Consider the following 21,617-nt stretch of genomic DNA (forward strand, 5'->3'; position numbering starts at 1 on the left):
GCGGCGGCCTCGCCCATAGATTGCGCCGCCCTGCCGCCCCGGTCGATATCCGGCCGCCCTAGACTTTCGTCTAATCTCGACCAACGGCTAATAGCGCCGCCGCCTTGGGCGCCCCGTGATCTCCCTCAAATCACACGAGGGGGAAACGCATGCGTCTTCAACTGCTGTGCGGGGCCGCTGCAGCGGCCCTGGCCCTGGCCCTGGCCATGGCCCCGCAAGCCGCCTTCGCCCAGGCCCAGGATGGCGCTGCGCTCGAAGCCCGGGTCCGCCAGCTGGAGGAGGCCCTGGCCGCCGTGAAGGCCGAGCTGGCCGCCTCGCGCGCCGCCGCGGCGGCCGCCCCGCCGCCGGTGGCGCAGATCCCGCAGCCCCAGCCCACCCCCGTCGCCGCCCCGGGCAAGCCGGCCGACGGCTTCCGCATCGGCGACCACGTGGTGAAGTACGGCGGCTTCCTGAAGCTCGACGCCATGGCGACGCAGTACGAGGACGGCGACCTGCCGAACAGCGACCTCGGCCGCGACTTCATCCTGCCGGCCACCATCCCGATCGGCGGACAGGGCGACCAGGACACCCACTTCAACGCCCGCCAGACCCGCGTCTGGCTGACCACCGACGGCGTCGTCGCCGGCCGCAAGGTGGGCACCCGCGTGGAGATGGACTTCCAGACCCTGCCGGGGGCGGGCGACCAGCGGACCACCAGCCCCTCGAACCTGTCGCTGCGCCGGGCCTACATCACCGTCGACAACTGGCTGATCGGCCAGGAGTGGTCGACCTTCCAGAACGTCGGCGTCCTGCCCGAGACCGCCGACTACATCGGCCCCACGGCGGGCACGGTCTTCGTGCGCCAGGCCCAGGTCCGCTACACCAACGGTCCGTTCTCGATCGCGCTGGAGAACCCCGAGACCACCGTCACCCCCTTCCGCGGAGGCGCTCGGATCCTGGCCGACGACTCCGTCATGCCGGACATCGCCGCCAAACTCGAGCTCAGGCGGCCGTTCGGCGACTTCGCCCTGGCCGGGCTGGTCCGCCAGCTGTCCCTGGAGGAGGGGGCCATCGACGACAGCGCGACCGGCTGGGGCGTCTCCTTCTCGGGCAAGGTGAAGGTCGGCTCGCGCGACGACCTGCGCTTCATGGTCACCCACGGCGAGGGGATCGGGCGCTACGTGGGCCTGAACCTCGCCAACGACGCGGTGATCGACGCCGGCGGGAACCTGAAGGCCATCCCGGTCACCGCCGGCTTCGCCGCCTTCCGCCACGTGTGGGCCGACGGCCTGCGCTCGAACCTGATGTACGGTCTCCAGCAGATCGACAACGACACCGCCCTCACGGGCGCGGGGGTCAACGAGAGCTCGCAGAGCGTCCACCTCAACCTGATCTGGACTCCGCTCAAGGGCCTGGACGTCGGCGCCGAGATCATGCGGGCCCGGCGCGAGCTGGAGTCCGGCGCCAAGGGCGACCTCAACCGCATCCAGGCCTTCGCCAAGTACAGCTTCTGAGTCCGGAGTTTCCCATGAGCCACGACCAGTCCTTCCCGCCTCCCGCCGCCTGGGCCCGCGACGCCCTGGTGGACCGGCGGCGATACGAGGACCTCGTGGCCCTGGAGGCCCGCGACCCCGACGCCTTCTGGCGCGAGGTGGCCGGGCGGCTCGACTGGGAGACGCCCTTCACCAAGGTGAAGGACGTCAGCTTCGACCTTACGGACTTCCGCATCCGCTGGTTCGAGGACGGGCGGCTCAACGCGTCGGTCAACTGCATCGACCGGCACCTGGCGGCGCGCGGCGACCAGACGGCGATCATCTGGGAGGGGGACGATCCCGCCGCGAGCCGCCGCATCACCTACCGCGAGCTGCACCGCCAGGTGTGCCGGATGGCCAACGTCCTCAAGCGGAGGGGCGTCCGCCGGGGCGACCGGGTGACGATCTACCTGCCGATGATCCCGGAGGCGGCCTACGCCATGCTGGCCTGCGCCCGGATCGGCGCGATCCACTCGGTCGTCTTCGCGGGCTTCTCGCCCGACAGCCTGGCGGGACGGATCAACGACTGCGACTCCCGCCTCGTCATCACCGCCGACGAAGGCGTTCGCGGCGGCAAGCGCGTCCCGCTGAAGGCGAATGTGGACGAGGCGCTGGAGCATGCGCCCGGGGTCGAGACCGTGCTGGTCGTCACCCGCACCGGCGTCGCCACCTCGCTGAAAGCCGGCCGCGACTTCGTCTACGAGGCCGAGGCCGCCGAGGTCGCCGACGACTGCCCCGCCGAGGCGATGGGCGCCGAGGATCCCCTGTTCATCCTCTACACCTCGGGCTCGACGGGCCGTCCCAAGGGCGTGCTGCACACCACCGGCGGCTATCTCGCCTGGGCTGCCTGGACCCACGAGGCGGTCTTCGACTACCGCCCGGGCCAGGTCTACTGGTGCACCGCGGACGTGGGCTGGGTGACCGGCCACAGCTACATCGTCTACGGCCCCCTCGCGAACGGGGCCACGACCCTGATGTTCGAGGGCGTGCCGAACTATCCCTCGCTCAGCCGCTGCTGGCAGGTGATCGACAAGCACCAGGTCGAGATCTTCTACACCGCCCCGACCGCCATCCGCGCCCTGATGCGCGAGGGCGAGGCGCCGGTGGCCCGCACGTCCCGCAGGTCGCTGCGCCTGCTGGGCTCGGTGGGCGAGCCGATCAACCCCGAGGCCTGGCTCTGGTACCATCGCGTGGTGGGCGAGCACCGCTGCCCGATCGTCGACACCTGGTGGCAGACCGAGACCGGCGGAATCCTGATCTCGCCCCTGCCCGGCGCCACGACGCTGAAGCCCGGCTCGGCCACCCGGCCGCTGCCCGGCGTGAAGCTGGCCCTGGTGGACGCCGACGGACGGCCGCTCGAGGGCGCGGGCGAGGGCAACCTGTGCCTGACCGACAGCTGGCCAGGCCAGATGCGCACGGTCTGGAACGACCACGAGCGCTTCCTGCAGACCTATTTCTCCACCTATCCGGGGAAGTACTTCACCGGCGACGGCTGCCGCCGCGACGCCGACGGGGACTACTGGATCACCGGCCGGGTGGACGACGTGCTGAACGTCTCGGGCCACCGGCTGGGCACGGCCGAGGTGGAGAGCGCCCTCGTCGCCCATCCGAAGGTGGCCGAGGCCGCGGTGGTCGGCTTCCCGCACGAGGTGAAGGGTCAGGGGATCTACTGCTACGTCACCCTCAAGGCCGGCGAGCAGCCCGGCCCGGCGCTGGAGAAGGCGCTGGTGGACTGGGTGCGGCGCGAGATCGGTCCCATCGCCACGCCCGACGTGATCCAGTGGGCCCCCGGCCTGCCCAAGACCCGCTCGGGCAAGATCATGCGCCGCATCCTGCGCAAGATCGCCGAGGGCGACACCGCCAACCTCGGCGACACCTCGACCCTGGCCGATCCGGGGGTGGTGGACGACCTCGTCGCACGCAAGCGCCTCGAGCCCGCCTGAGGCGCCCTTAGGGCCCCTGAGGCTCCGATCCGTTTGGGGAGAGGTGGTGCGGGCGGTCGGAATCGAACCGACATGACCGAAGTCGCGGCATTTTGAGTGCCGTGCGTCTACCAGTTTCGCCACGCCCGCGTGCGGCGGCTATCTAGCCGGGGTCCGGCGGGTTCGCCAAGGAAGGGTTTCGCGCCCTGCGGCGACACGAAGCCTTGCAGCCGGGGCCGCCAGGCTCTAACTGATAATCGTTCTCAATTCCGCAGGTCGGGACGGATCGCCGATGTACGACATGGCCGTCGAAAGGACGTCCGAGGGACGCGCCGCGCAGGCGGCGCCCGCCGAGGGCCGGCTCCTGAGGCTGTCGGCCGCCCGGCCGGGCGACGCCGGGGTGATCGCCGACGTCCGCGCCGAGAGCCATCCCGCCGACCACGGCGTGGGCATCGACGAGCTGCAGCGCCGCCTGCTGGAGTTCGGCTTCGTCGAGGGCGCGCGCATCGAGGTGCTGCACGAGGGCCTCGTCGGGCGCGACCCGATCGCCGTGCGGCTGGACGACATGCGCGTGGCGCTGCGCCGGCGCGACGCCGAGGACGTGTGGGTGCGGCTGGACGCGCGGCCGGAATGAGCGACACCGTGCTCCGTCCGGCGCGTATCGCCCTGGTCGGCAATCCCAACACCGGCAAGACGGCCCTCTTCAACGCCCTCACCGGCAACCACCAGAAGGTGGCCAACTACGCCGGCGTCACGGTCGAGCGGAAGGAGGGCTTCGTCACCACCGCCCACGGCCGCAAACTGTCGATCCTGGACCTGCCGGGCACCTACTCCCTGCGCGCCCGCAGCCCCGACGAGGCGGTCACCCGCGACGCCGTGCTGGGCAAGCTGGCCGGCGAGCAGGCGCCCGACGTGGTCGTGGCCGTGGCCGACGCCACCAACCTGCGCCTCGTCCTGCGCCTGATCCTGGAGCTGAAGGCCGTCGGCCGGCCGATGGTGCTGGCGCTCAACATGTACGACATCGCCCAGCGCCAGGGCCTGCGCATCGACCTGGACGGCCTGCGCCGCGAGCTGGACTGCCCGATCGTCACCACGGTCGCCACCCGCAAGCGCGGGATCGACGACCTCGTGGCCCGGACCGAGGCGCTGATCGGAGAGGGGGCCGTCCCTCACGCCAACGTCTGGCGCGAGCCGACCGCCGCCGAGATCCGCGCCGCCCACCGCGAGGCCCAGCGGATCCTGAAGACCTACGTCCGCCCGCCCGAGCGGCCCGACACCCTGACCGGGCGCATCGACGCGGTGCTGCTGCATCCCGTGGCGGGCCTGGCCATCCTGCTGGCCCTGCTGTTCGTCATGTTCCAGGCGGTGTTCAGCTGGGCCGGGCCGCCGCAGGACCTCATCGAGGCCGGCTTCGCCGCCCTGGGCGAGGGCCTCGCCGCCGTGCTGCCCGACGGGCTGCTGCAGAGCTTCCTCGTCGACGGCCTGATCGCCGGCGTCGGCAGCGTGATCGTCTTCCTCCCCCAGATCCTGATCCTGTTCTTCTTCATCATCCTGCTGGAAGACTTCGGGTACATGGCCCGGGCCGCCTTCCTGATGGACCGGATCATGGGCGGCGCCGGCCTGCACGGCCGCGCCTTCATCCCGCTGCTGTCGGCGTTCGCCTGCGCGATCCCGGGGATCATGGCCGCCCGCGTCATCGACCAGAAGCGCGACCGGCTGACCACCATCCTCGTGGCCCCGCTGATGACCTGCTCGGCGCGGATTCCCGTCTACACCCTGATCATCGGCGCCTTCATCCCCGACCGGACGGTCGGCCCCGGCCTGAACCTGCAGGGCCTGGTGATGTTCGGCCTCTACGCCGCCGGCATCGCCAGCGCGTTGCTCGTCTCGTTCGTGATCCGCCGGGTGTTCTGGCGCGGGGCGGTCGAGCCGTTCCTGATGGAGCTGCCCACCTACAAGCTGCCCTCGGCCGAGAGCGTCGCGCGCAACCTGCTGCTGCGGGCGCAGATCTTCCTCAGCCGCGCGGGCCGGATCATCCTGCCGCTGATGGTGCTGGTGTGGTTCCTGTCGACCTTCCCGTCGCCGCCGCCGAACGCCGCGCTGCCGGCCATCGACTACAGCTTCGCCGGGATGATCGGCCAGGCGATCCAGCCGCTGTTCGCGCCGATCGGCTTCAACTGGCAGATGGTCGTGGCCCTGATCCCCGGCTTCGCGGCCCGCGAGGTGGCGGTGGCGGCCCTCGGCACGGTCTACGCCGTGGGCGACGCCGAGGCGAACGTCGGCGCCCTGGGCGCGCGGCTGGCCGAGCACTGGTCGCTGGCCACCGGCCTGTCGTTCCTGGCCTGGTACGTCTTCGCGCCCCAGTGCGTGGCGACCCTGGGCGTCGTGAAGCGCGAGACCAACTCCTGGACCTGGATGGGCGTGATGTTCGCCTACATGGTCGCCCTGGCCTATCTGGCCTCGCTCGTCGTCTATCACGTGGCGGTGGCGCTGGGCGCCGGCTAGGCCTTTCAGGGGGTGCGCGAGGGCCGCAACCCCCGCGCGAAATTAACCATCTGTTCGCCGTGCCGTTTAACCGGCCGATAAACGAGTGCGTGTCAGCGTGCGAGCGTCATGCAGAAGACGCCTGAAAGCACCCACGACGTCAGCAACGGCAAAAAGCCGTTCGCCAGGAAGGAAACCCTGGCGAAGCGCGTCCGTGAGGTCCTCCTGTCGTTCGGCGGCGAAGCGCACCGGACGCTGGTGATCGAGCAAGTGGCCCGCAGCCTGGGCCACGATGTCCGTCAAATCCCCGAGGAGCTGCAATCCGCGCTCATCATCTCCTTCGAGGAGTACTGGCGCGACGAGCGGAAGCGGGCCGCGTTCGGCTTCCACCTTCCGTTCGGCGAAGGCTCCCATCGGTGGGGCGTCCGCACCGAGGCCATGGTCCACTAGGCCGGCGCATCGCCTGCCGGGCCGGCCCGGAGAGGGCTTGGGTTCAAGCCTGAGGAGAGCCGGGGACCGGCCCTCTCCGTCGCCGATCTGCGCGCCTACGCCGGCGGACCTGCGACCGCGTCGCCGGCCAGCGCGCCCGCGGCGGTCTGCAGCCGCGCGAGCAGCCGCTTCAGCAGCGCGACCTCGTCGGGTGCGAGCCCGGCGATCAGCGCCGCCTCGTAGGCCAGCGCCAGCGGCGCGATCTCGGCGTAGAGCCGCCGGCCTTCGGCGGTCAGGTCCAGCACGTGGCTGCGCCCATCGGCGTGGTGCTCGGCCCGGCCGACCAGCCGGCGCTTGACCAGCCCCTGGGCCGCCCGGCTCACCGTCACCTTGTCCATCACCGTGCGGGCGACGATCTGGCCCTGGGTCAGGCCCCCGTCCTCGGCCAGCACGCAGACCAGCCGCCACTGCGGGATCGTCAGGCCGAACCGGTCTTGGTAGGCCCGCGCGATCAGCCCCGACACCGCGTTCGACGCCACCGACAGCCGGTACGGCAGGTAGGCGTCCAGCTTCAGCCCCGTGTCGTTCCCGGCGTCCTCACCGGCCCGGCCGGCGGGATCCTGGCGGTGAACGCTCATGCCGTGGCGACCTCCTGTTCGATGGCGCCGAAGATGCTGTGCCGCCGGGAATCCACCATCTCGATGCGGACCATGTCGCCCGCCTTCAGGAACGGGGTCGAGGGCTTGCCGTCGCGGATCGTCTCGATCGTCCGCACCTCGGCCAGGCACGAATAGCCCACCCCGCCGTCCATGATCGGCTTGCCGGGGCCGCCGTCGGGGCCGCGGTTCGAGACCGTGCCCGAGCCGATGATCGTGCCGGCGCAGAGGCTGCGGGTCCTGGCGGCGTGGGCCACGAGGGTCCCGAAGTCGAAGGTCATGTCGACGCCCGCGTCGGCGCAGCCCAGCGGCTTGCCGTTCAGCTCCACCTCCAGCGCCCCGTGCAGCTTGCCGTCCCGCCAGTTCGGCAGCGAGTCGGGGGTCACCGCCACGGGCGAGAAGGCGGACGCGGGCTTGGACTGGAAGAAGCCGAAGCCCTTGGCCAGCTCGGCGGGGATCAGGTTGCGCAGGCTGACGTCGTTGCACAGCATCACGAGGCGGATGGCCGCCAGGGCCTCCTCCCGGCTCGCCCCCATCGGCACGTCGCCGGTGACCACCGCCACCTCGGCCTCGAGGTCGCAGCCCCAGGCCTCGTCCCGCAGCGGGATCGGATCGCGCGGGCCCAGGAACCCGTCCGAGCCGCCCTGGTACATCAGGGGATCGGTCCAGAAGCTCTCGGGCATCTCGGCCCCGCGGGCCTGCCGCACCAGGGCCACGTGGTTCACATAGGCCGAGCCGTCGGCCCACTGGTAGGCGCGCGGCAGGGGGCTGGCCGCGTCGTGCTCGTGGAAGCGCTCGCGCGGGACCGACCCATGCTCCAGGCTTTCGGCCAGGCCCCGCAGCTCGGGCTCGCAGCGTTCCCAGTCGTCCAGCGCCGCCTGCAGGGTCGGAGCGATCCGGTCGGCGGGGGTGAACCAGGCCAGGTCGTTGGAGACGACCACCAGCCGGCCGTCGCGGCCGCCCTTCAGCGAGGCGAGCTTCATTCTACACACTCCGGATGTCGAAAGGATCGCGCGGGATCGCGCCGGTCAGCTTCACGCCGGCCTCGTACGCCTGCGGCTCGTAGACGGTCACCTCGACCCGGATGTCAGAGCCGGGTTCGCCGTCCCACAGGTAGGCCCGCTCGAAGCAGACCTCGCGGCCATCGGGGGTGAAGCCCTCGAACGTGTCGCCCCAGGGCGTGTGGCGGGCGATCTGTCCCCAGGCGAGGGTGCAGGCGCGGTCCAGCTCGTCGCGGGCCGCCGCCGTCAGGTCCTCGCCGCGCGTCACGGTCAGACGCGCACGCCGGCCGGCGCCGTGAAGGCCGACGCCTCGGCGTCGCCCGTGTTCACGACCTCGGACGGCTCGAAGATCATCACCTCGGCCTCCTCGTCTGAGGCGGTGCGGTGCTCCACACCCCGCGGGACGACCGTCATCTGGCCCGGCCCCAGTTCCACGGCGCGGTCGCGGTACTCGACCCGGAAGCGGCCCTTGAAGACCAGGAACACCTCCTCGGCGTCCGGATGGCTGTGCCAGGGAAAGACGCCCTTGGTCTTCACCAGCCGGATGTCCTGGCCGTTGGCCTGGGCGGCGATCCTGGGCCGCCAGTGGTCGTCGAAGGCGGCGAACTTGGCGGCGATGTCGATGGCCTGCGGCGCGCTCATGGGCTCTTCCAGCTGTCCACGTAGGCGGGATTCTCCACCGAGGCGGCCGCCTCGCCCACGTCCAGCGGATCGCGGGTGTCGATCATCACCGCGTACTCGTCGGTGGCGGGCTTGGGCTGCACCAGCATGTTCTTGAGCGCCTTCGGGTGCGGCCCGTGGGTGAAGCCCGACGGGTGGAAGGTCATCATCCCGGCCTCGATGTGGTCGCGGCTGAAGAAGTCCCCGGCGTGGTAGAACAGCACCTCGTCGTAGTCGTCGTTGTTGTGGAAGAACGGCACCTTCAGCGCCCCGGGGTCGCTCTCGAAGGGCCGCGGGGCGAAGGTGCAGACCACGAAGCGGTCCGAGACGAAGGTCGTGTGGGCCGACGGCGGCACGTGGTAGCGGTGGCTCATGATCGGCCGGATGTCGCGCACGTTCAGCCGCACCGGCGCCAGATCCCCGTGCCAGCCCACCGCGTCCAGCGGGTTGAACGGATAGGTGACGACTGAGACCTGGCCGCGCTTCTTGATCTCCACCCGGTATTCGCCGGCCACGTTCTGGTGGTCCTTGAAGGCGGCGTCGAGAGCCGGCGTCTCCAGCAGCGCCGGGTCGAACTGGGCGTGCCCGCCCAGGAGGCCCCGTTCGGGCAGGCGGAAGTGGGTGTTGGTGGCCTGGACCATCAGCACGGCCAGCGGCGTCGCCGGGTTCAGCCGCCACATGGTCCCGCGCGGCAGGTAGAGGTAGTCGCCGGCGCGGAAGCGCAGGCGGCCGTAGTCGCAGAAGAGCTCGCCCTCGCCCTCATGGACGAACAGAAGCTGGTCGCCGTCGGCGTTGCGGGCCAGGGCCGGCATCGGCGCGTCCAGCTTCCAGAACCGCACCTCGCAGGCGCCGTTGTGCAGCACCACGCCCGCCGCCCACGGCGAGGGCTCGGCCGCGTTCAGCCGGACGAGGTCGAAGGCCCGGGGGCGCAGCGGCCCCTCGAACTTCACCCAGCCGGTCGGCGGGTTGCGGTGGTGCAGGAAGGCGGCCGGGCCGAAGAACCCCTCCTTCGAGATCTCGCGCTCGTAGGTGCCCTCGGGCAGGTCGGCGTGCGCCTGCTTGGAGTGGACGCCCTCGGCGGCCCGAACCGGGATCCAGTCGCCCTTCGCCATCACGGATCGTCCTTGTAGATGCCCACCTGCAGCGGCTGGCCGTCGGCCACGCGGGCCCGGTACATGCCCGAGGTGTTGAAGCTCCAGGCCATCTGGCCGTCCGGGGCCACGGCGATGATCCCGCCGTCGCCGCCCAGGGCGGTCAGCTTCTTCTGGATCACCTCGTCGGCGGCGGCCTGCAGCGACAGGCCCTTGTGCTCGACCAGGGCGCAGACCTCGCGCGCCACCGTCAGGCGGATGAAGTACTCGCCCGTGCCCGTCGCCGAGACCGCGCAGGACTCGTTCGAGGCGTAGGTGCCGGCGCCGATGATCGGGGCGTCCCCCACCCGGCCCCAGCGCTTGGCCGTGGTGCCGCCGGTGGAGGTGCCGGCCGCCACGTTCCCCCGGGAGTCCAGGGCGACGACGCCGACGGTTCCGAACTTCTTGCCCAGGTCCATCAGGGCGGCGTTGCGGCCGCCGTCCTCGTCGTGCGCGAGGTCATCGGCGCCGGCCGCGGCCTGCGGCGCGCCGGCCGGGCGGGCGGGCACGGGCAGGCCCTGCGCCTTCAGCGCCTTCTCCAGGCCCTGCCAGCGCCGCTCGGTGAAGAAGAAGGAGGGCTCGACCATCTCCAGCTGCTGGGTGCGGGCGAAGGTCTCTGCGCCCTCGCCGATCAGCATGACGTGCGGCGACTTCTCCATCACCGCCCGGGCCAGCGAGATCGGATGGCGGACGGTCGTGACGCCCGCCACCGCCCCGGCCTTCAGCGTCTTGCCGTCCATCACCGAGCTGTCCAGCTCGTTGCGGCCCTCGGCGGTGAAGACCGCGCCCTTGCCGGCGTTGAACAGCGGGTCGTCCTCCAGGAGGTGGATGGCCGCCTCGATGGCGTCCAGCGCCGAGCCGCCCTTCTCCAGGACCGCCGCGCCGGTCTGCGCGACCTTGGTCATCGCCGCGCGATAGGCCTTGTCCTGCTCGGGCGTCAGGTCCTTCCGCTCGATGACGCCGGCGCCGCCGTGCACCACCAGCGCCCACTTGGGCTTCGACTGGGTTTGGGCCTGGGACGCGCCCGCCATCATCACCATCACAACCGCCGCAACGACACCGAACGCGCGCATCAGGACTCCTTGTCGGGCAACACCCCTCGCCTGATCTGATCGAGTTCGATGCTTTCGAACAAGGCCTTGAAGTTGCCTTCGCCGAAACCTTCGTTGCCCTTGCGCTGGATCAGCTCGAAGAAGATCGGGCCGATCATGTTCTCGGTGAAGATCTGCAGCAGCAGGCCCTGGCCCTCGGTCGGGGCGCCGTCGATGAGGATCTTGTCGGCCTGCAGGCGCTGGACGTCCTCGCCGTGGCCGGGGATGCGCGCGTCGATGCCCTCGAAGTAGGTGTCGATGGTGTCCTGGAAGCGGACGCCGCGGTCCCGCATGGTCTCGACCGCGTGGTAGATATCGTCGGTCCCCAGCGCCACGTGCTGGATGCCCTCGCCCTTGTAGTCCTTCAGGAACTCCTCGATCTGCGAGTGCTCGTCCTGGCTCTCGTTGAGCGGAATGCGGATCTTGCCGCACGGGCTGGTCATGGCCTTGGAGACCAGGGCGGTCTGCTTGCCCTCGATGTCGAAGTAGCGGATCTCGCGGAAGTTGAAGATGCGCTCGTAGAAGTCCGCCCACTTGGCCATCTGGCCGCGGTGGACGTTGTGGGTCAGGTGGTCGAGGTAGGTCAGGCCGACGCTGTTGCGCGACATCGCCTCCTCGGCGCCCGGGATCGCCACGAAGTCGACGTCGTAGATCTCCTGCGCGCCGTAGCGGTCCACCAGATAGAGGTTCGAGCCGCCGATCCCCTCGATGGCGGGGATGTTCAGCTCCATCGGGCCGACCGGGCCCTGCACGGGCTTGGCGCCCCGCTCGAGAGCCATCTGGAAGGCCTTGGCGGCGTCGCGCACGCGGAAGGCCATGGCGTTGGCGGAGGGCCCGTGGGCGGCGCGGAACTCGGCGGCCTGGCCTTCGGGCTCCATGTTCAGGATGAAGTTGATGTCGCCCTGGCGGAAGCGCAGCACGTTCTTCGAGCGGTGCTTGGACACCGCCGTGAAGCCCATCAGCTCGAACAGGGTCTTCAGCCGCTCGGGCTCGGGCGAGGTGAACTCGACGAACTCGAATCCGTCGGTGCCGAGGGGATTTTCGAAGAGGTCGCGCGAGGCGCTCGGTCCGGCGCTCTGCCCCGGGGGCTTCGTCTGGATGTTCATGGCCAATCTCCTTGGGCGAACTAGTATCAAGTGAAACCAGTTCGCGCCAGCACCCGGCGAAGGGCGTTCGACGACGGGCCGAGACAAGCGCCCGGCCGCCTGCTAGCGAGAACGTCCGAATCCCCGCCTGGATCGCGCATGTTCCGCAAACTCTACGACTGGGTGATGGCGCTCGCCCGCTCCCGCCGCGCGCCCGCCGCCCTGGCCGCCGTCTCCTTCGCCGAAAGCTCGTTCTTCCCGATCCCGCCGGACGTGATGCTGGGGCCGATGGTGCTGGCCCGGCGCGACAAGGCGTTCGTCTACGCCGGCATCTGCACCATCGCCTCGGTGCTGGGCGGGCTCTTGGGCTACGCCATCGGCGTCTACCTGCAGCCGGTGGGCCTGTTCATCCTGAAGGTGTTCGGCCACCCCGAGGGCCAGGCCGAGTTCCAGCACTGGTTCGACCAGTGGGGCCTGTGGGTGATCCTGGTGAAGGGCGCCACGCCCATCCCCTACAAGCTCGTCACCATCACCGCGGGCTTCGCCCGCTTCGACCTCTTCACGTTCATCTGGGCCTCGGTCCTGACCCGGGGCCTGCGGTTCTTCGCCGTGGCGGCGGTGCTCAAGTACCTGGGCCCGGCCATGCTCCAGGAGTTCGAGCGGCGGCTGAATCTCTATTCCATCATCCTGCTCCTGCTGATCGTCGGCGGCTTCGTGGCGCTGAAGGTCTTCATGTGAGGCCCTGTTTGGGGTTCTATCCGCGCCGATGACGCTCCTCGCCCCCCTCCTCGATCGCTGGCGGCTCTGCGCGGTGCTGGCCTCGGCGGCCATGCTGGCCATCGCCCACGCCTTCCAGACCTTCGGCGGCTATGCGCCCTGCACGCTGTGCCTGCGCCAGCGCGAGGTCTACTGGGTGGCGATCGCCCTCGGCGTGATCTTCATGGCCATCGTGCGCCTGCCCGGGGGCCCGCGCTGGCGCGAGGCCACCTGCTGGGTGCTGGGCCTCGTCTTCGCCGTCGGCGTCGGGATCGCCGTCTACCACGCCGGGGCGGAGTGGAAGTTCTGGCCGGGCCCAACCGCCTGCGCCTCGGCCGGCGCCGGCGTGGACGCGGCCGCCCTGTCCGACTTCCTCGCCGGCGCGAGGGTCCGTCCGCCGGCCTGCGACGAGGCGCCCTGGGTCTTCGCCGGCCTGTCGATGGCCGGATGGAACGCCCTGATCTCCCTGGGCCTTGTGGCGCTGAGCGTCATGGCCGCCCTGCGCGAGAGGTCCAAGCGATGAGCGACAAGCCGATTCCTCCTCGGCCGGGCCGCGGCGCCGTTAAGGCCCGCCTCGCCGAGATCCTGCGCGTCGACCACGCCGGCGAGCTGGGCGCCGTCCACATCTACCGCGGCCAGCGCGCGGTGCTGGGCCAGGCGCCCGGCAAGGAGCGCATCGCCGGCCAGCTCGCCGAGATGGAGGGCCACGAGGCCGAGCACCTGGCCCGCTTCGACCGGCTGCTGACCGAGCACCGGGTGCGTCCCACCGCCATGACGCCCGTCTGGCGGCTGGCCGGCTTCGCCCTGGGGGCCGGCACCGCCCTCATGGGCGAGAAGGCCGCCCACGCCTGCACCGAGGCGGTCGAGACCGTGATCGAGGAGCACTACGCCGGCCAGATCGCCGAACTGTCCGAGCGCGACCCCGAGCTCGCCGCCGAGCTGTCGAAGTTCCGCGACGAGGAACTGGCCCACCGCGACATCGCGGTCGAGGAAGGCGCCCGCGAGGCGCCAGGCTACGGTCTGCTGGCCGCGGTGATCCGCACCGGCTGCCGCGCCGCCATCAAGCTCTCCGAGAAGGTCTAGGGAAGGTCCTGGGGAAGGCCTAGGGAAGGTCTGGGCGTCCACAGCCTGCGGCCCCGCACGCGTTGCGGCCGGCCCGGAATCGCCCGCCTTCTGCCGTCCTCAAAGCCTGCGCCTACGCGGGGTTGCGCGCCCTCGCGACCACAGCTCCCGCGGAGTCGCGCGCACGTCGAAGTTCTGCTTTTGTTCGCCTAGAGCCCTGGAGGATGTGGAGATGGTCATGGCGGACGGAATGATGCACCAGGCGCTGGACCTGGCCTTCGGCGAACCGCGGCTGGCGCGCGCCACCGCCGCCCGCCGCAGCCTGTGGGCCCTGTGCGGCTGCGGCCGCGAGGCGATGGTCGATCCGCGCCCCTGGCTGGCCCAGGGCCTCGGCCGGCAGAACCTGGACGAACTGGAGGACCGGCTGCGCTGCCTGTGCGGCGCGCGCCACGCGCGGCTCGAGATCCGCGGCCTGGCCGAGGCCCCGGCGGGCCTCACCGGCGGCATCTGGGTGTTCCGGTAGGGCTGCGCCGCCCTACGCTCGGATTACGACCATCGAGTTGTCGCCGAGGCGGTGCTTGCCCCGGTAGAGCGTCACGACCTCGTAGTTCAGCGGCTTGTCCTGGAAGTAGTCGAGGAACCGCACGATGGTCTCCATCGCCACGTCCTCGATGATGTAGATCCCGCCAGCCTTCAGCTTGTGGAGCGAGCCCTCCAGCAGCGAGACCCCGGCCTCGAACGTGTGCAGGCCGTCGTCGATCATCAGATCGAACTCGACCTCCCCCACCGCGTCCCACAGCGCGGCGACGGACGCGGCGTCGGTCTGGTCCACGTGGTGGGTGACGATCCGGTCCTCGGCGAACAGGATGTCCCGGTCCACATCGGCCCCGACGACCCGCGCGTTGGGGAAATAGTCCCGCCAGACCCGCAGCGAAGCGCCCGGCCGCCCGCGCTCGCCCATGCTGGAGACGAGGTCGGGGTTGTTGGTGCCCAGGCCGCACTCGAAGACGTTGCGCACGTGCTCGCGGCAGTGACCGAAGTGCCGCTCGATGTAGTCGGCGTAGTTGTGGGGCAGCCACGGATACGGCTTCTCGCCCGCGGTCAGCCCGCCCTTGTCGGATCCGTGCGCCTCGCACAGTCCGTTCAGGAAGCTCGCCTTGTTGGCGTTGTAGAACACCTCGTATCGACGGTGGGTGTTCTCGATGAGAATCTCGCGGATTGGGGCGCGCAGATTCAGCCGGCGGTACGGAATGTCGACGCAGTCGGTCATGCGCCGAGGACTTAGCGCCGGCGGCCGGCGGGTGACAATGCCGGCCTCGGCGGGCGCCGCGCCCTACGCTTCCAGCTCGATGTCCCAGTAGAGGTAGTCCAGCCAGCTTTCGTGCAGGTGGTGCGGCGGGAACCTGCGGCCGCGCTCCTGCAGCTCGTAGGCGGTGGGCCGGCGCGGCTTCATGCGCGGGTGCATGTGCGCCTCGTGCGGGGTGCGGCCGCCCTTGGTCAGGTTGCAGCGGGCGCAGGCGGTGACGATGTTCTCCCAGGTCGTGCGTCCGCCCCGCGAACGCGGGATCACGTGGTCGAAGGTCAGCTCCTCGCCCGCGGTGCAGTACTGGCAGGTGAAGCTGTCGCGCAGGAAGAGGTTGAAGCGGGTGAAGGCCGGGGGCCGGTCCTGGGCCACGTAGTGCTTCAGCGACACCACGCTCGGCAGCTTCATCTCGAAGGAGGGGGAGTGGATGACCTGGTCGTAGGTGGAGACCACGTCCACGCGGTCGAGGAAGACCGCCTTGATGACCTCCTGCCACGGCCACAGCGACAGGGGATAGTAGCTCAGGGGCCTGAAGTCCGCGTTCAGCACGAGACAGGGCCAGCCCGACGGCGGATGCCTAAGCACCTGCATGGCGGGACCTCCCGACGCGGAGACCTATGACGACCAACTTGGGACTGAAGACACGACCCTCACGTTGGAAGCTGCGGTATTGGCGAAACTATAGGCCCGATTCGACGACAGCTCCACGACGGCTGTCCCCGGGAAGGTTCGGGCCGCCTTGGGCCCCGCCCGCCGGGAGCGCGGGCGAGGCCCCGCCGCGGCGCACGCTTAGGCGCCGAGGGCGGCGGTGGCGCCGGCGATCGTCAGGGCCAGGCCCACGACCGCGAACGAGACGACCACGTCGAGGATCCGGTTCATTCGGAACGACATCGCGCTTCTCCTTTTCTGCTCGGTTCCGGCGGCCTCCCGTCGAGACCGCCTTTCATCTGGACGATGTTCAGATAGCACAATCCGAACGCTGCTCAGATAGTTGATTGCGCCGCGCCGCTATGCGCTTTTGCACACCCCTCCCCGCGAGACGGAGGCGGGCGGCGGCCGCGACGAAGAAGGGCCCCGGCGAGGGGGCCCTTCTGTTGCGTCATGAAGGGTGGGGAGACCCTTAGGCGCCCAGGGTGGCCGTGGCTGCGGCGGCGGTGAAGCCGAGGAACAGCAGGAACACCGGGGCCAGACGGTCGAAGTAGCGTTCGAAGCCAGCGAGAGACATGACACACACCTTTCAGTTTGAACCCCCTTGGATCCCTTCCGGGCGGACCCTTTCGGGAACGGGGGCGTTTGTTATTTGAACAACGCTAAGATAACGTCGGTCGCCCCGGAGTCAAGGCGATCTTTACACCGTCCAGATGCAGTTTTATGGTGGAGCCGATGAGAGAAGCTCACAGCGCCGAGCCCCGGCCCTACCACCACGGCGACCTCCGCCGCGCGCTGGTCGAGGCCGCCCGCCGGCTGCTGGAATCCGAGGGGCCCAGCGCCCTCTCTCTCCGGGCGGTGGCCCGCGAGGCCGGCGTCAGCCCGGCCGCCCCCTACCACCACTTCAAGGACAAGTCCGAGCTGCTGGACGCGGTGGCCCACGAGGGCTGGGAGATGCTGCACGCGGCGATGTCCGAGGCCAAGGGCGGCGTGGAAGGCCGCCAGCAGCTCACCGCCCTGGGCATCGCCTACGTCTGCTTCGCGCGCGAGCACCCGGCCCTCTACCGGGTGATGTACGACGCCGCGCGCGACAAGGAGGCCCTGCCGATCGAGACCCACGACGGGTCGGGGGACAGCGCCTACTGCATGGTGCGCGACACCATGATCGAGCACGGCGCCGACCCGCAGGCCGGCCCGGACCTGGAGCTCGCCACCATCGCCTCCTGGTGCGCCGCCCACGGCCTGGCCGAGATGGCCGGCTTCAAGCAGTTCGAGCCGTTCAAGGCCCAGCTCGGCGGCGAGCGGGCGTTCTTCGAGGCGGTGCTGAACCACATGGGCCTGTTCCCCTCGGCGCACCGCGACTGCTAGACGCCGGGCGGTGTTCGTCACCCGCTTCGCCCCCTCGCCGACCGGCCTGCTGCACCGCGGCCACGCGTTCTCGGCGCTGACCGCCCACGAGGCCGCGCGCGTGGTGGACGGCCGGTTCCTGCTGCGCATCGAGGACATCGACGCCACCCGCTGCCGGCCCGAGTACGAGGCCGCCATCTACGAGGACCTGGCCTGGCTGGGGCTCGCGTGGGAGACGCCGGTGCGCCGCCAGTCCGAGCACCTGGACGACTACCAGGGCGCCCTGGAAAGGCTTGAGGCCGCCGGCCTGCTCTACCGCTGCTTCCGCACCCGCAAGGAGGTGGCGCAGGAGATCGCCCGCGCTCCGCACGGGGCGATGGAGGTGTTCCGCGGCGCGCCCCTGCCGCGGGGCGAGGAGGCCCGGCGCCTGGCGGCCGGCGAGCCCTTCGCCTGGCGCCTGTCGCTGGACGCCGCGGCCCGCGCGCTGGGCGGTTTCGGCGCCCTGACCTTCGTCGAGGAGGGCTCGGGCGAGCCGCGCGTGGTGCAGGCCCGGCCCGAGCTGGGCGGCGACGTGGTGCTGGCCCGCAAGGACGTGGGCGTGGCCTACCACCTGGCCGTGGTGTTCGACGATGCGCTGCAGGGGATCACCCACGTGGTCCGCGGCGAGGACCTGTTCGAGGCCACCCACGTCCAGCGCCTGCTGCAGGCCCTGCTCGGCCTGCCGACGCCGGTCTACCGGCACCACCGGCTGCTGACCGGCCCGGACGGGCGCCGCTACGCCAAGCGGGACCGGTCCGAGACGCTGCGCGAACTCCGCGCCCGCGGTGTCACGCCGGAGGACCTGCGGCGGGAGATGGGCTTCGACGACCGACCGAAGCCCGCGAGCCGGCCTAGCTGAGCCCCCACGCCTCGCGCGCCGTCTCGATCGCCGCCAGCTTGGCCTGGAACGGGGCCCAGTCGTCGGCTCCGGCGATGGGCGCCCAGATCGCCTCGATCTCGTCGTAGAGCAGCTCCTGGGGCTCGGCGCGCCGGAAGTAGGGATGCTGCAGCCGCTCCGGCCGCTCGGCCTCGAACCCCGCCACCGCCGCGCGGAAATCGGCGAAGTCCTCTCCGGCGTAGAGGTCGGCCCGCGGCCCGTCGGGCGCGCGCCCGCAGAACCAGTCGAAGAAGAACGGCTCCCAGCGCAGCCGCTCGCCGCCCGCCGCCAGCGCCTTGAACGCCGCCTGCACCAGCGCGACGTCGGCCTCGTCCCCGCGGCTCTTCAGCCCAAGCCGCATCAGCATCGCGCCGGTCAGCTCTGAGCGGTAGGCGGCGGCGAAGCCGTTCAGCGCCTCCACCAGCGGATCCTGCCCGGTCACGAACGTCAGGCACCCGGCCAGCTGCTGCAGGTTCCAGAACACCGCCTCGGGCTGGCGGCCGAAGGCGTAGAGCCCCGCATGGTCGAAATAGGCCGCCGTGAAGTTGGGGTCCGAGCGCGGCAGGAACCGGTAGGGGCCGTAGTCGAAGCTCTCGCCCGTGACGTTCATGTTGTCGGTGTTCAGCACGCCGTGGACGAAGCCGGCGGCCATCCAGCGGGCGGTCAGCCGCGCGGCCCGCCCCGTCACCGCCGCCATCAGCGCGGCGGCCCGGTCGGGGGCGTCCGACAGCTCCGGGTAGTACTCGGCGACCACGTGGTCCACGAGCGCCTGGATGCGGTCGGCGCGCTCGAAGAAGGCATGGCGCTGGAAGGTGCCGAACCGGACGTGGCTGTGGGACAGGCGCACCAGCACCGCCGAGCGCGTGGGGCTGGGCTCGTCGCCGCGCACCAGCTCTTCCCCCGTCTCCACCAGCGAGAACGAGCGCGAGGTGGGGACGCCCAGGGCCTCCAGCATGGCGGTGGCCAGCACTTCGCGCACCCCGCCCTTCAGCGTCAGCCGCCCGTCGCCCGAGCGGGACCAGGGCGTCTGGCCCGAGCCCTTGGTGCCGAGGTCGAGAAGGCGGCCGCTGCCCGCCTCGCGGAGCTGGGCGAACAGGAAGCCGCGGCCGTCGCCCAGCTCGGGGTTGTAAACCCGGAACTGGTGGCCGTGGTAGCGCTGCGACAGCGGCGGGTCGATGTTGTCCGGCAGGGGCTCGAAGCGGCCGAAGTGGGCGAGCCACTCGGCGTCGGTCAGCGTCTCCAGCCCGACCGTGGCGGCCGCCCGGTCATTGCGGTAGCGCAGGAGGGTCTTGGGAAAGCGCGCCGCCGCCACGGCGTCGGCGAATTCCGGCCCGAGGGCCGGGAACTTCGGGTCGGGTCGGTAGGCTGGGGAGACGGGCATCGACGGCACGTAAGCCGCGGGGCGGCACCCGGCAACCGCCGGAGCGCTCAGGCGGTCCTGGACGGCCCGAAAGCGAGCCCGGGACGCGCCGGCATCTAGACCCCCGGCATCTAGGCGATGCCGAGGAAGCCCAGGATGGCCAGGACGATGACGACCAGGCCGACGAGATAGATGATGCTGTTCATCGCAAGCTCCTTCGGGTCCCGACCCGGGCGCTAACGCGACGACAGCGGCGCCGTTCCCGCCCGGGCGGCGGGTCAGGGGGCCGCGTCGCCCCCCTCCGCGCGGGCCGGCGGCGGCTCGGGACGGAAGATCTTGAGCAGCACGAGGCCCAGGACCGCCGAGACGAGCGAGCCGGCGAAGACCCCCGCCTTGGTCTCGGTGAGCAGGTCGGGCGTCGTGAAGGCCAGGTTGCCGACGAACAGGCTCATGGTGAAGCCGACGCCGCACAGCACCGAGACCGCGTAGAGCTGGCCCAGCGAGGCGTGCCGCGGCATGTCGGACCAGCCCAGCCGGATGACCAGCAGCGCGGTCAGGAAGACGCCGATCTGCTTGCCGATGAAGAGGCCGAGCGCGATCCCCAGCATCACCGTGTCGGTCAGCATCTCGAAGGTGATCCCGGCCAGCGGCAGGCCCGCGTTGGCGAAGCCGAAGATCGGCACCACCGCGAAGGCCACCGGCTTGTGCAGCAGGTGCTCCAGGCGGTGGGCGGGCGAGGTCCTGTGGCTGTGAGCGTCCGGCCGGGCGGGCGTGCGGTCCAGCGGGATGGTCATGGCCAGCGCCACCCCGGCCAGGGTCGCATGCACGCCGGACTCCAGCACGAACCACCACAGCACCAGGCCGGTGAGCAGGTAAGGCCACAGGCGGCGGACCTTCAGCCGGTTCATCGCCACCAGCAGCGCCAGGGCCGCGCCGGCGCCGCCGAGCGCGCCCAGGTGCAGGTCGGCGGTATAGAACACCGCGATGATCAGGATGGCCGCCAGGTCGTCCAGGACCGCCAGCGCGGTCAGGAAGATCTTCAGCGACGCCGGCACGCGGTCGCCCGCCAGCGCCAGGATCCCGAGGGCGAAGGCGATGTCCGTGGCCGCCGGGATGGCCCAGCCGCGGGACGCTTCCGGATCGCCCATGTTCAGCGCCGCATAGATGAGGGCCGGAACGGCCACCCCGCCCAGGGCCGCCAGGCCGGGCAGGACGACGCGCGAGGGACGCGACAGCTCGCCGTCCAGCACCTCGCGTTTGATCTCCAGGCCCACCAGCAGGAAGAACAGGGCCATCAGGCCGTCGTTGATCCAGTGCAGGACCGTCTCGTTCAGGGCGAGCGGCCCGAGGGCGAAGCCGAGCTTGGTCTCCAGCACGGCGAAATAGGGCCCGGCCAGGGGCGAGTTGGCGATGACGAGCGCCACGGCGGCGGCGGCCATCAGCACGTAGCCGCCGGAGGCTTCCTGATTGAAGAATTCGCGGAAGGCGGAAGTGCGGCGTTGCGGCCGTTCAGCGGAGGACATGGCGCCTGAATATCCGCGCGCATCCGCCCGGCCAACGCCAATCGGCCGCCGGCGGCTCACGAATTGTGGAGCTGCGCTGCCCCGGACTTCAGAACGCCTTCAGGTCCGGGTCCAGCGTCTGGCCCTCGTCGAGCTGCACTCCGAAGGTGTTCAGGATCATCGAGACCTGGGTGTACTGGGCGACGGTGAACACCAGGTCCATCCGCTGCTTGTCGGTGAAGTGACGGCCGAGCTCCGACCAGGTGGCGTCGGTAACGAACTGGTCCGCGTGCAGCTCGTCGGTCGCGCGAATGAGCGCCGCGTCGGCCGCGCTCCAGCCGGCGTCCGGACCCTGTTTGATGCGGGCGACCTCGTCCTCGGTCAGGCCGCAGTCCAGGCCGATGCGCGTGTGCTGCACGAACTCGTAGCCCGACCGGCAAAGGAACCCGGTGCGCAGGATGACGATCTCGCGCTCGCGCGCCGGCAGGTCGTTGCGCCGCGACAGGACGTAGCCGCCCCACTCATTGAACCGCGCCAGCGCCTTGGGCGCATGGGCCAGGGTCCGGAAGATGTTCAGCACGCCCAGCTTGCCCTGGCGCACGGGCTCCAGCGCCGCCGCCTGCTCGGGCGAAAGCTCGTCGTCGGCCAGGGGCCGGATGCGCGGGGCGGCGAGTCGCATGGGGGATCCTCCGGCCCGCAGCTTAGCGGGGCGGCGGCGGCAAGCTCCACCCTCGATTCCGCGCGGCGGCCCTGT

At 70.9% G+C, this 21,617-nt stretch carries 23 protein-coding genes and 1 tRNA gene; 11 read left to right on the forward strand and 13 right to left on the reverse strand.

The window, feature by feature from the left end; all coding sequences use genetic code 11:
- Positions 1–149 precede the first annotated feature (149 nt).
- Complete coding sequence (locus tag PHZ_RS15655) at positions 150–1,493, forward strand: DcaP family trimeric outer membrane transporter (RefSeq protein WP_012523370.1); 1,344 nt, start codon at positions 150–152, stop codon at positions 1,491–1,493.
- A 14-nt stretch (positions 1,494–1,507) separates the two neighbouring features.
- On the forward strand, positions 1,508–3,454 hold the full coding sequence (gene acs / locus PHZ_RS15660) for an acetate--CoA ligase (protein ID WP_012523371.1): 1,947 nt from the start codon (positions 1,508–1,510) through the stop codon (positions 3,452–3,454).
- A gap of 44 nt (positions 3,455–3,498) precedes the next feature.
- Here acs and PHZ_RS15665 read toward each other — a convergent pair.
- A tRNA-Leu gene (locus tag PHZ_RS15665) sits at positions 3,499–3,583 on the reverse strand.
- A gap of 142 nt (positions 3,584–3,725) precedes the next feature.
- Between PHZ_RS15665 and PHZ_RS15670 the strand changes: the two genes are divergently transcribed.
- The 3 genes from PHZ_RS15670 to PHZ_RS15680 all read left to right on the forward strand — a co-directional run bounded on the left by PHZ_RS15670 (position 3,726) and on the right by PHZ_RS15680 (position 6,367).
- Complete coding sequence (locus tag PHZ_RS15670; RefSeq protein ID WP_012523372.1) at positions 3,726–4,067, forward strand: FeoA family protein; 342 nt, start codon at positions 3,726–3,728, stop codon at positions 4,065–4,067.
- Entirely contained in the window at positions 4,064–5,938 is a 1,875-nt protein-coding gene (feoB, locus tag PHZ_RS15675; protein ID WP_041373610.1) for a ferrous iron transport protein B, read from the forward strand. The genes PHZ_RS15670 and feoB overlap by 4 nt, the downstream gene beginning before the upstream one ends.
- Positions 5,939–6,046: 108 nt before the next feature.
- On the forward strand, positions 6,047–6,367 hold the full coding sequence (locus tag PHZ_RS15680) for a hypothetical protein (protein WP_041373611.1): 321 nt from the start codon (positions 6,047–6,049) through the stop codon (positions 6,365–6,367).
- Between the two features lie 95 nt (positions 6,368–6,462).
- Here the strand turns inward: PHZ_RS15680 and PHZ_RS15685 are convergent, their stop codons facing one another.
- The 7 genes from PHZ_RS15685 to hppD are packed head-to-tail and all read right to left on the reverse strand — an operon-like array spanning position 6,463 to position 11,990.
- Complete coding sequence (locus tag PHZ_RS15685) at positions 6,463–6,984, reverse strand: MarR family winged helix-turn-helix transcriptional regulator (protein WP_012523374.1); 522 nt, start codon at positions 6,982–6,984, stop codon at positions 6,463–6,465.
- Positions 6,981–7,985 (reverse strand): fumarylacetoacetate hydrolase family protein, encoded by a 1,005-nt coding sequence (locus PHZ_RS15690; RefSeq protein WP_012523375.1) that lies wholly within the window; start codon positions 7,983–7,985, stop codon positions 6,981–6,983. The genes PHZ_RS15685 and PHZ_RS15690 overlap by 4 nt, the downstream gene beginning before the upstream one ends.
- 1 nt (position 7,986) lies before the next feature.
- Complete coding sequence (locus tag PHZ_RS15695; RefSeq protein WP_012523376.1) at positions 7,987–8,271, reverse strand: hypothetical protein; 285 nt, start codon at positions 8,269–8,271, stop codon at positions 7,987–7,989.
- 2 nt (positions 8,272–8,273) lie between these two features.
- The gene (locus PHZ_RS15700) at positions 8,274–8,645 is read right to left on the reverse strand and encodes a cupin domain-containing protein (protein ID WP_041373612.1); all 372 of its coding nucleotides are present in this window, start codon (positions 8,643–8,645) and stop codon (positions 8,274–8,276) included.
- On the reverse strand, positions 8,642–9,775 hold the full coding sequence (locus tag PHZ_RS15705; protein ID WP_012523378.1) for a homogentisate 1,2-dioxygenase: 1,134 nt from the start codon (positions 9,773–9,775) through the stop codon (positions 8,642–8,644). Before PHZ_RS15705 ends, PHZ_RS15700 begins: the two co-directional genes overlap by 4 nt.
- Positions 9,775–10,866, reverse strand: a complete 1,092-nt coding sequence (locus tag PHZ_RS15710; protein WP_148216888.1) for an isoaspartyl peptidase/L-asparaginase family protein — start codon at positions 10,864–10,866, stop codon at positions 9,775–9,777. Before PHZ_RS15710 ends, PHZ_RS15705 begins: the two co-directional genes overlap by 1 nt.
- Positions 10,866–11,990 (reverse strand): 4-hydroxyphenylpyruvate dioxygenase, encoded by a 1,125-nt coding sequence (gene hppD / locus PHZ_RS15715; protein ID WP_012523380.1) that lies wholly within the window; start codon positions 11,988–11,990, stop codon positions 10,866–10,868. The genes PHZ_RS15710 and hppD overlap by 1 nt, the downstream gene beginning before the upstream one ends.
- Positions 11,991–12,128: 138 nt before the next feature.
- Between hppD and PHZ_RS15720 the strand changes: the two genes are divergently transcribed.
- The 4 genes from PHZ_RS15720 (at position 12,129) to PHZ_RS15735 (ending at position 14,310) form a co-directional block, all read left to right on the forward strand.
- Positions 12,129–12,707, forward strand: coding sequence for a YqaA family protein (locus tag PHZ_RS15720; RefSeq protein WP_012523381.1), 579 nt, complete (start codon positions 12,129–12,131; stop codon positions 12,705–12,707).
- Positions 12,708–12,735: 28 nt separating this feature from the next.
- The gene (locus PHZ_RS15725; protein WP_012523382.1) at positions 12,736–13,248 is read left to right on the forward strand and encodes a disulfide bond formation protein B; all 513 of its coding nucleotides are present in this window, start codon (positions 12,736–12,738) and stop codon (positions 13,246–13,248) included.
- Positions 13,245–13,808, forward strand: a complete 564-nt coding sequence (locus PHZ_RS15730) for a demethoxyubiquinone hydroxylase family protein (RefSeq protein WP_012523383.1) — start codon at positions 13,245–13,247, stop codon at positions 13,806–13,808. Before PHZ_RS15725 ends, PHZ_RS15730 begins: the two co-directional genes overlap by 4 nt.
- A gap of 217 nt (positions 13,809–14,025) precedes the next feature.
- Entirely contained in the window at positions 14,026–14,310 is a 285-nt protein-coding gene (locus tag PHZ_RS15735; RefSeq protein ID WP_148216889.1) for a hypothetical protein, read from the forward strand.
- A 12-nt stretch (positions 14,311–14,322) separates the two neighbouring features.
- On the opposite strand, the gene PHZ_RS15740 is transcribed toward PHZ_RS15735, so the two are convergent.
- Together PHZ_RS15740 and PHZ_RS15745 are read right to left on the reverse strand one after the other, a co-directional pair.
- Positions 14,323–15,057: a class I SAM-dependent methyltransferase gene (locus PHZ_RS15740; RefSeq protein ID WP_012523384.1), complete on the reverse strand. Its 735-nt coding sequence runs from the start codon at positions 15,055–15,057 to the stop codon at positions 14,323–14,325.
- Positions 15,058–15,120: 63 nt separating this feature from the next.
- Positions 15,121–15,681, reverse strand: coding sequence for an HNH endonuclease (locus PHZ_RS15745; RefSeq protein ID WP_012523385.1), 561 nt, complete (start codon positions 15,679–15,681; stop codon positions 15,121–15,123).
- 792 nt (positions 15,682–16,473) lie between these two features.
- Between PHZ_RS15745 and PHZ_RS15750 the strand changes: the two genes are divergently transcribed.
- Both PHZ_RS15750 and gluQRS read left to right on the forward strand, forming a co-directional pair.
- A complete protein-coding gene (locus PHZ_RS15750) occupies positions 16,474–17,106 on the forward strand; it encodes a TetR/AcrR family transcriptional regulator (RefSeq protein WP_012523386.1) in 633 nt (210 codons plus the stop codon).
- 10 nt (positions 17,107–17,116) lie between these two features.
- Positions 17,117–17,983 (forward strand): tRNA glutamyl-Q(34) synthetase GluQRS, encoded by an 867-nt coding sequence (gene gluQRS / locus PHZ_RS15755; protein WP_012523387.1) that lies wholly within the window; start codon positions 17,117–17,119, stop codon positions 17,981–17,983.
- Here the strand turns inward: gluQRS and PHZ_RS15760 are convergent.
- The 3 genes from PHZ_RS15760 to PHZ_RS15770 all read right to left on the reverse strand — a co-directional run bounded on the left by PHZ_RS15760 (position 17,976) and on the right by PHZ_RS15770 (position 21,542).
- Complete coding sequence (locus PHZ_RS15760; protein WP_012523388.1) at positions 17,976–19,382, reverse strand: protein adenylyltransferase SelO; 1,407 nt, start codon at positions 19,380–19,382, stop codon at positions 17,976–17,978. The genes gluQRS and PHZ_RS15760 overlap by 8 nt on opposite strands.
- Before the next feature lie 257 nt (positions 19,383–19,639).
- Positions 19,640–20,884, reverse strand: coding sequence for a Na+/H+ antiporter NhaA (gene nhaA / locus PHZ_RS15765; protein ID WP_012523389.1), 1,245 nt, complete (start codon positions 20,882–20,884; stop codon positions 19,640–19,642).
- Positions 20,885–20,972: 88 nt separating this feature from the next.
- Positions 20,973–21,542, reverse strand: coding sequence for a carboxymuconolactone decarboxylase family protein (locus PHZ_RS15770; protein ID WP_012523390.1), 570 nt, complete (start codon positions 21,540–21,542; stop codon positions 20,973–20,975).
- Positions 21,543–21,617 lie beyond the last annotated feature (75 nt).

The organism is Phenylobacterium zucineum HLK1 (assembly GCF_000017265.1).
Lineage (GTDB): Bacteria > Pseudomonadota > Alphaproteobacteria > Caulobacterales > Caulobacteraceae > Phenylobacterium > Phenylobacterium zucineum.

What these genes read in the sequence shown, in the direction of transcription:
- PHZ_RS15710 (WP_148216888.1), bottom strand. Translation starts at nt 10,866, where the DNA reads ATGCGCGCGTTCGGTGTCGTTGCGGCGGTTGTGATGGTGATGATGGCG.
- feoB (WP_041373610.1), top strand. Translation starts at nt 4,064, where the DNA reads ATGAGCGACACCGTGCTCCGTCCGGCGCGTATCGCCCTGGTCGGCAAT.
- PHZ_RS15700 (WP_041373612.1), bottom strand. Translation starts at nt 8,645, where the DNA reads ATGAGCGCGCCGCAGGCCATCGACATCGCCGCCAAGTTCGCCGCCTTC.
- PHZ_RS15730 (WP_012523383.1), top strand. Translation starts at nt 13,245, where the DNA reads ATGAGCGACAAGCCGATTCCTCCTCGGCCGGGCCGCGGCGCCGTTAAG.
- PHZ_RS15770 (WP_012523390.1), bottom strand. Translation starts at nt 21,542, where the DNA reads ATGCGACTCGCCGCCCCGCGCATCCGGCCCCTGGCCGACGACGAGCTT.
- PHZ_RS15680 (WP_041373611.1), top strand. Translation starts at nt 6,047, where the DNA reads ATGCAGAAGACGCCTGAAAGCACCCACGACGTCAGCAACGGCAAAAAG.
- PHZ_RS15690 (WP_012523375.1), bottom strand. Translation starts at nt 7,985, where the DNA reads ATGAAGCTCGCCTCGCTGAAGGGCGGCCGCGACGGCCGGCTGGTGGTC.
- hppD (WP_012523380.1), bottom strand. Translation starts at nt 11,990, where the DNA reads ATGAACATCCAGACGAAGCCCCCGGGGCAGAGCGCCGGACCGAGCGCC.
- PHZ_RS15705 (WP_012523378.1), bottom strand. Translation starts at nt 9,775, where the DNA reads ATGGCGAAGGGCGACTGGATCCCGGTTCGGGCCGCCGAGGGCGTCCAC.
- PHZ_RS15740 (WP_012523384.1), bottom strand. Translation starts at nt 15,057, where the DNA reads ATGACCGACTGCGTCGACATTCCGTACCGCCGGCTGAATCTGCGCGCC.
- PHZ_RS15760 (WP_012523388.1), bottom strand. Translation starts at nt 19,382, where the DNA reads ATGCCCGTCTCCCCAGCCTACCGACCCGACCCGAAGTTCCCGGCCCTC.
- PHZ_RS15725 (WP_012523382.1), top strand. Translation starts at nt 12,736, where the DNA reads ATGACGCTCCTCGCCCCCCTCCTCGATCGCTGGCGGCTCTGCGCGGTG.
- nhaA (WP_012523389.1), bottom strand. Translation starts at nt 20,884, where the DNA reads ATGTCCTCCGCTGAACGGCCGCAACGCCGCACTTCCGCCTTCCGCGAA.
- PHZ_RS15745 (WP_012523385.1), bottom strand. Translation starts at nt 15,681, where the DNA reads ATGCAGGTGCTTAGGCATCCGCCGTCGGGCTGGCCCTGTCTCGTGCTG.
- PHZ_RS15655 (WP_012523370.1), top strand. Translation starts at nt 150, where the DNA reads ATGCGTCTTCAACTGCTGTGCGGGGCCGCTGCAGCGGCCCTGGCCCTG.
- PHZ_RS15670 (WP_012523372.1), top strand. Translation starts at nt 3,726, where the DNA reads ATGTACGACATGGCCGTCGAAAGGACGTCCGAGGGACGCGCCGCGCAG.
- acs (WP_012523371.1), top strand. Translation starts at nt 1,508, where the DNA reads ATGAGCCACGACCAGTCCTTCCCGCCTCCCGCCGCCTGGGCCCGCGAC.
- PHZ_RS15685 (WP_012523374.1), bottom strand. Translation starts at nt 6,984, where the DNA reads ATGAGCGTTCACCGCCAGGATCCCGCCGGCCGGGCCGGTGAGGACGCC.
- PHZ_RS15720 (WP_012523381.1), top strand. Translation starts at nt 12,129, where the DNA reads ATGTTCCGCAAACTCTACGACTGGGTGATGGCGCTCGCCCGCTCCCGC.
- PHZ_RS15735 (WP_148216889.1), top strand. Translation starts at nt 14,026, where the DNA reads ATGGCGGACGGAATGATGCACCAGGCGCTGGACCTGGCCTTCGGCGAA.
- PHZ_RS15750 (WP_012523386.1), top strand. Translation starts at nt 16,474, where the DNA reads ATGAGAGAAGCTCACAGCGCCGAGCCCCGGCCCTACCACCACGGCGAC.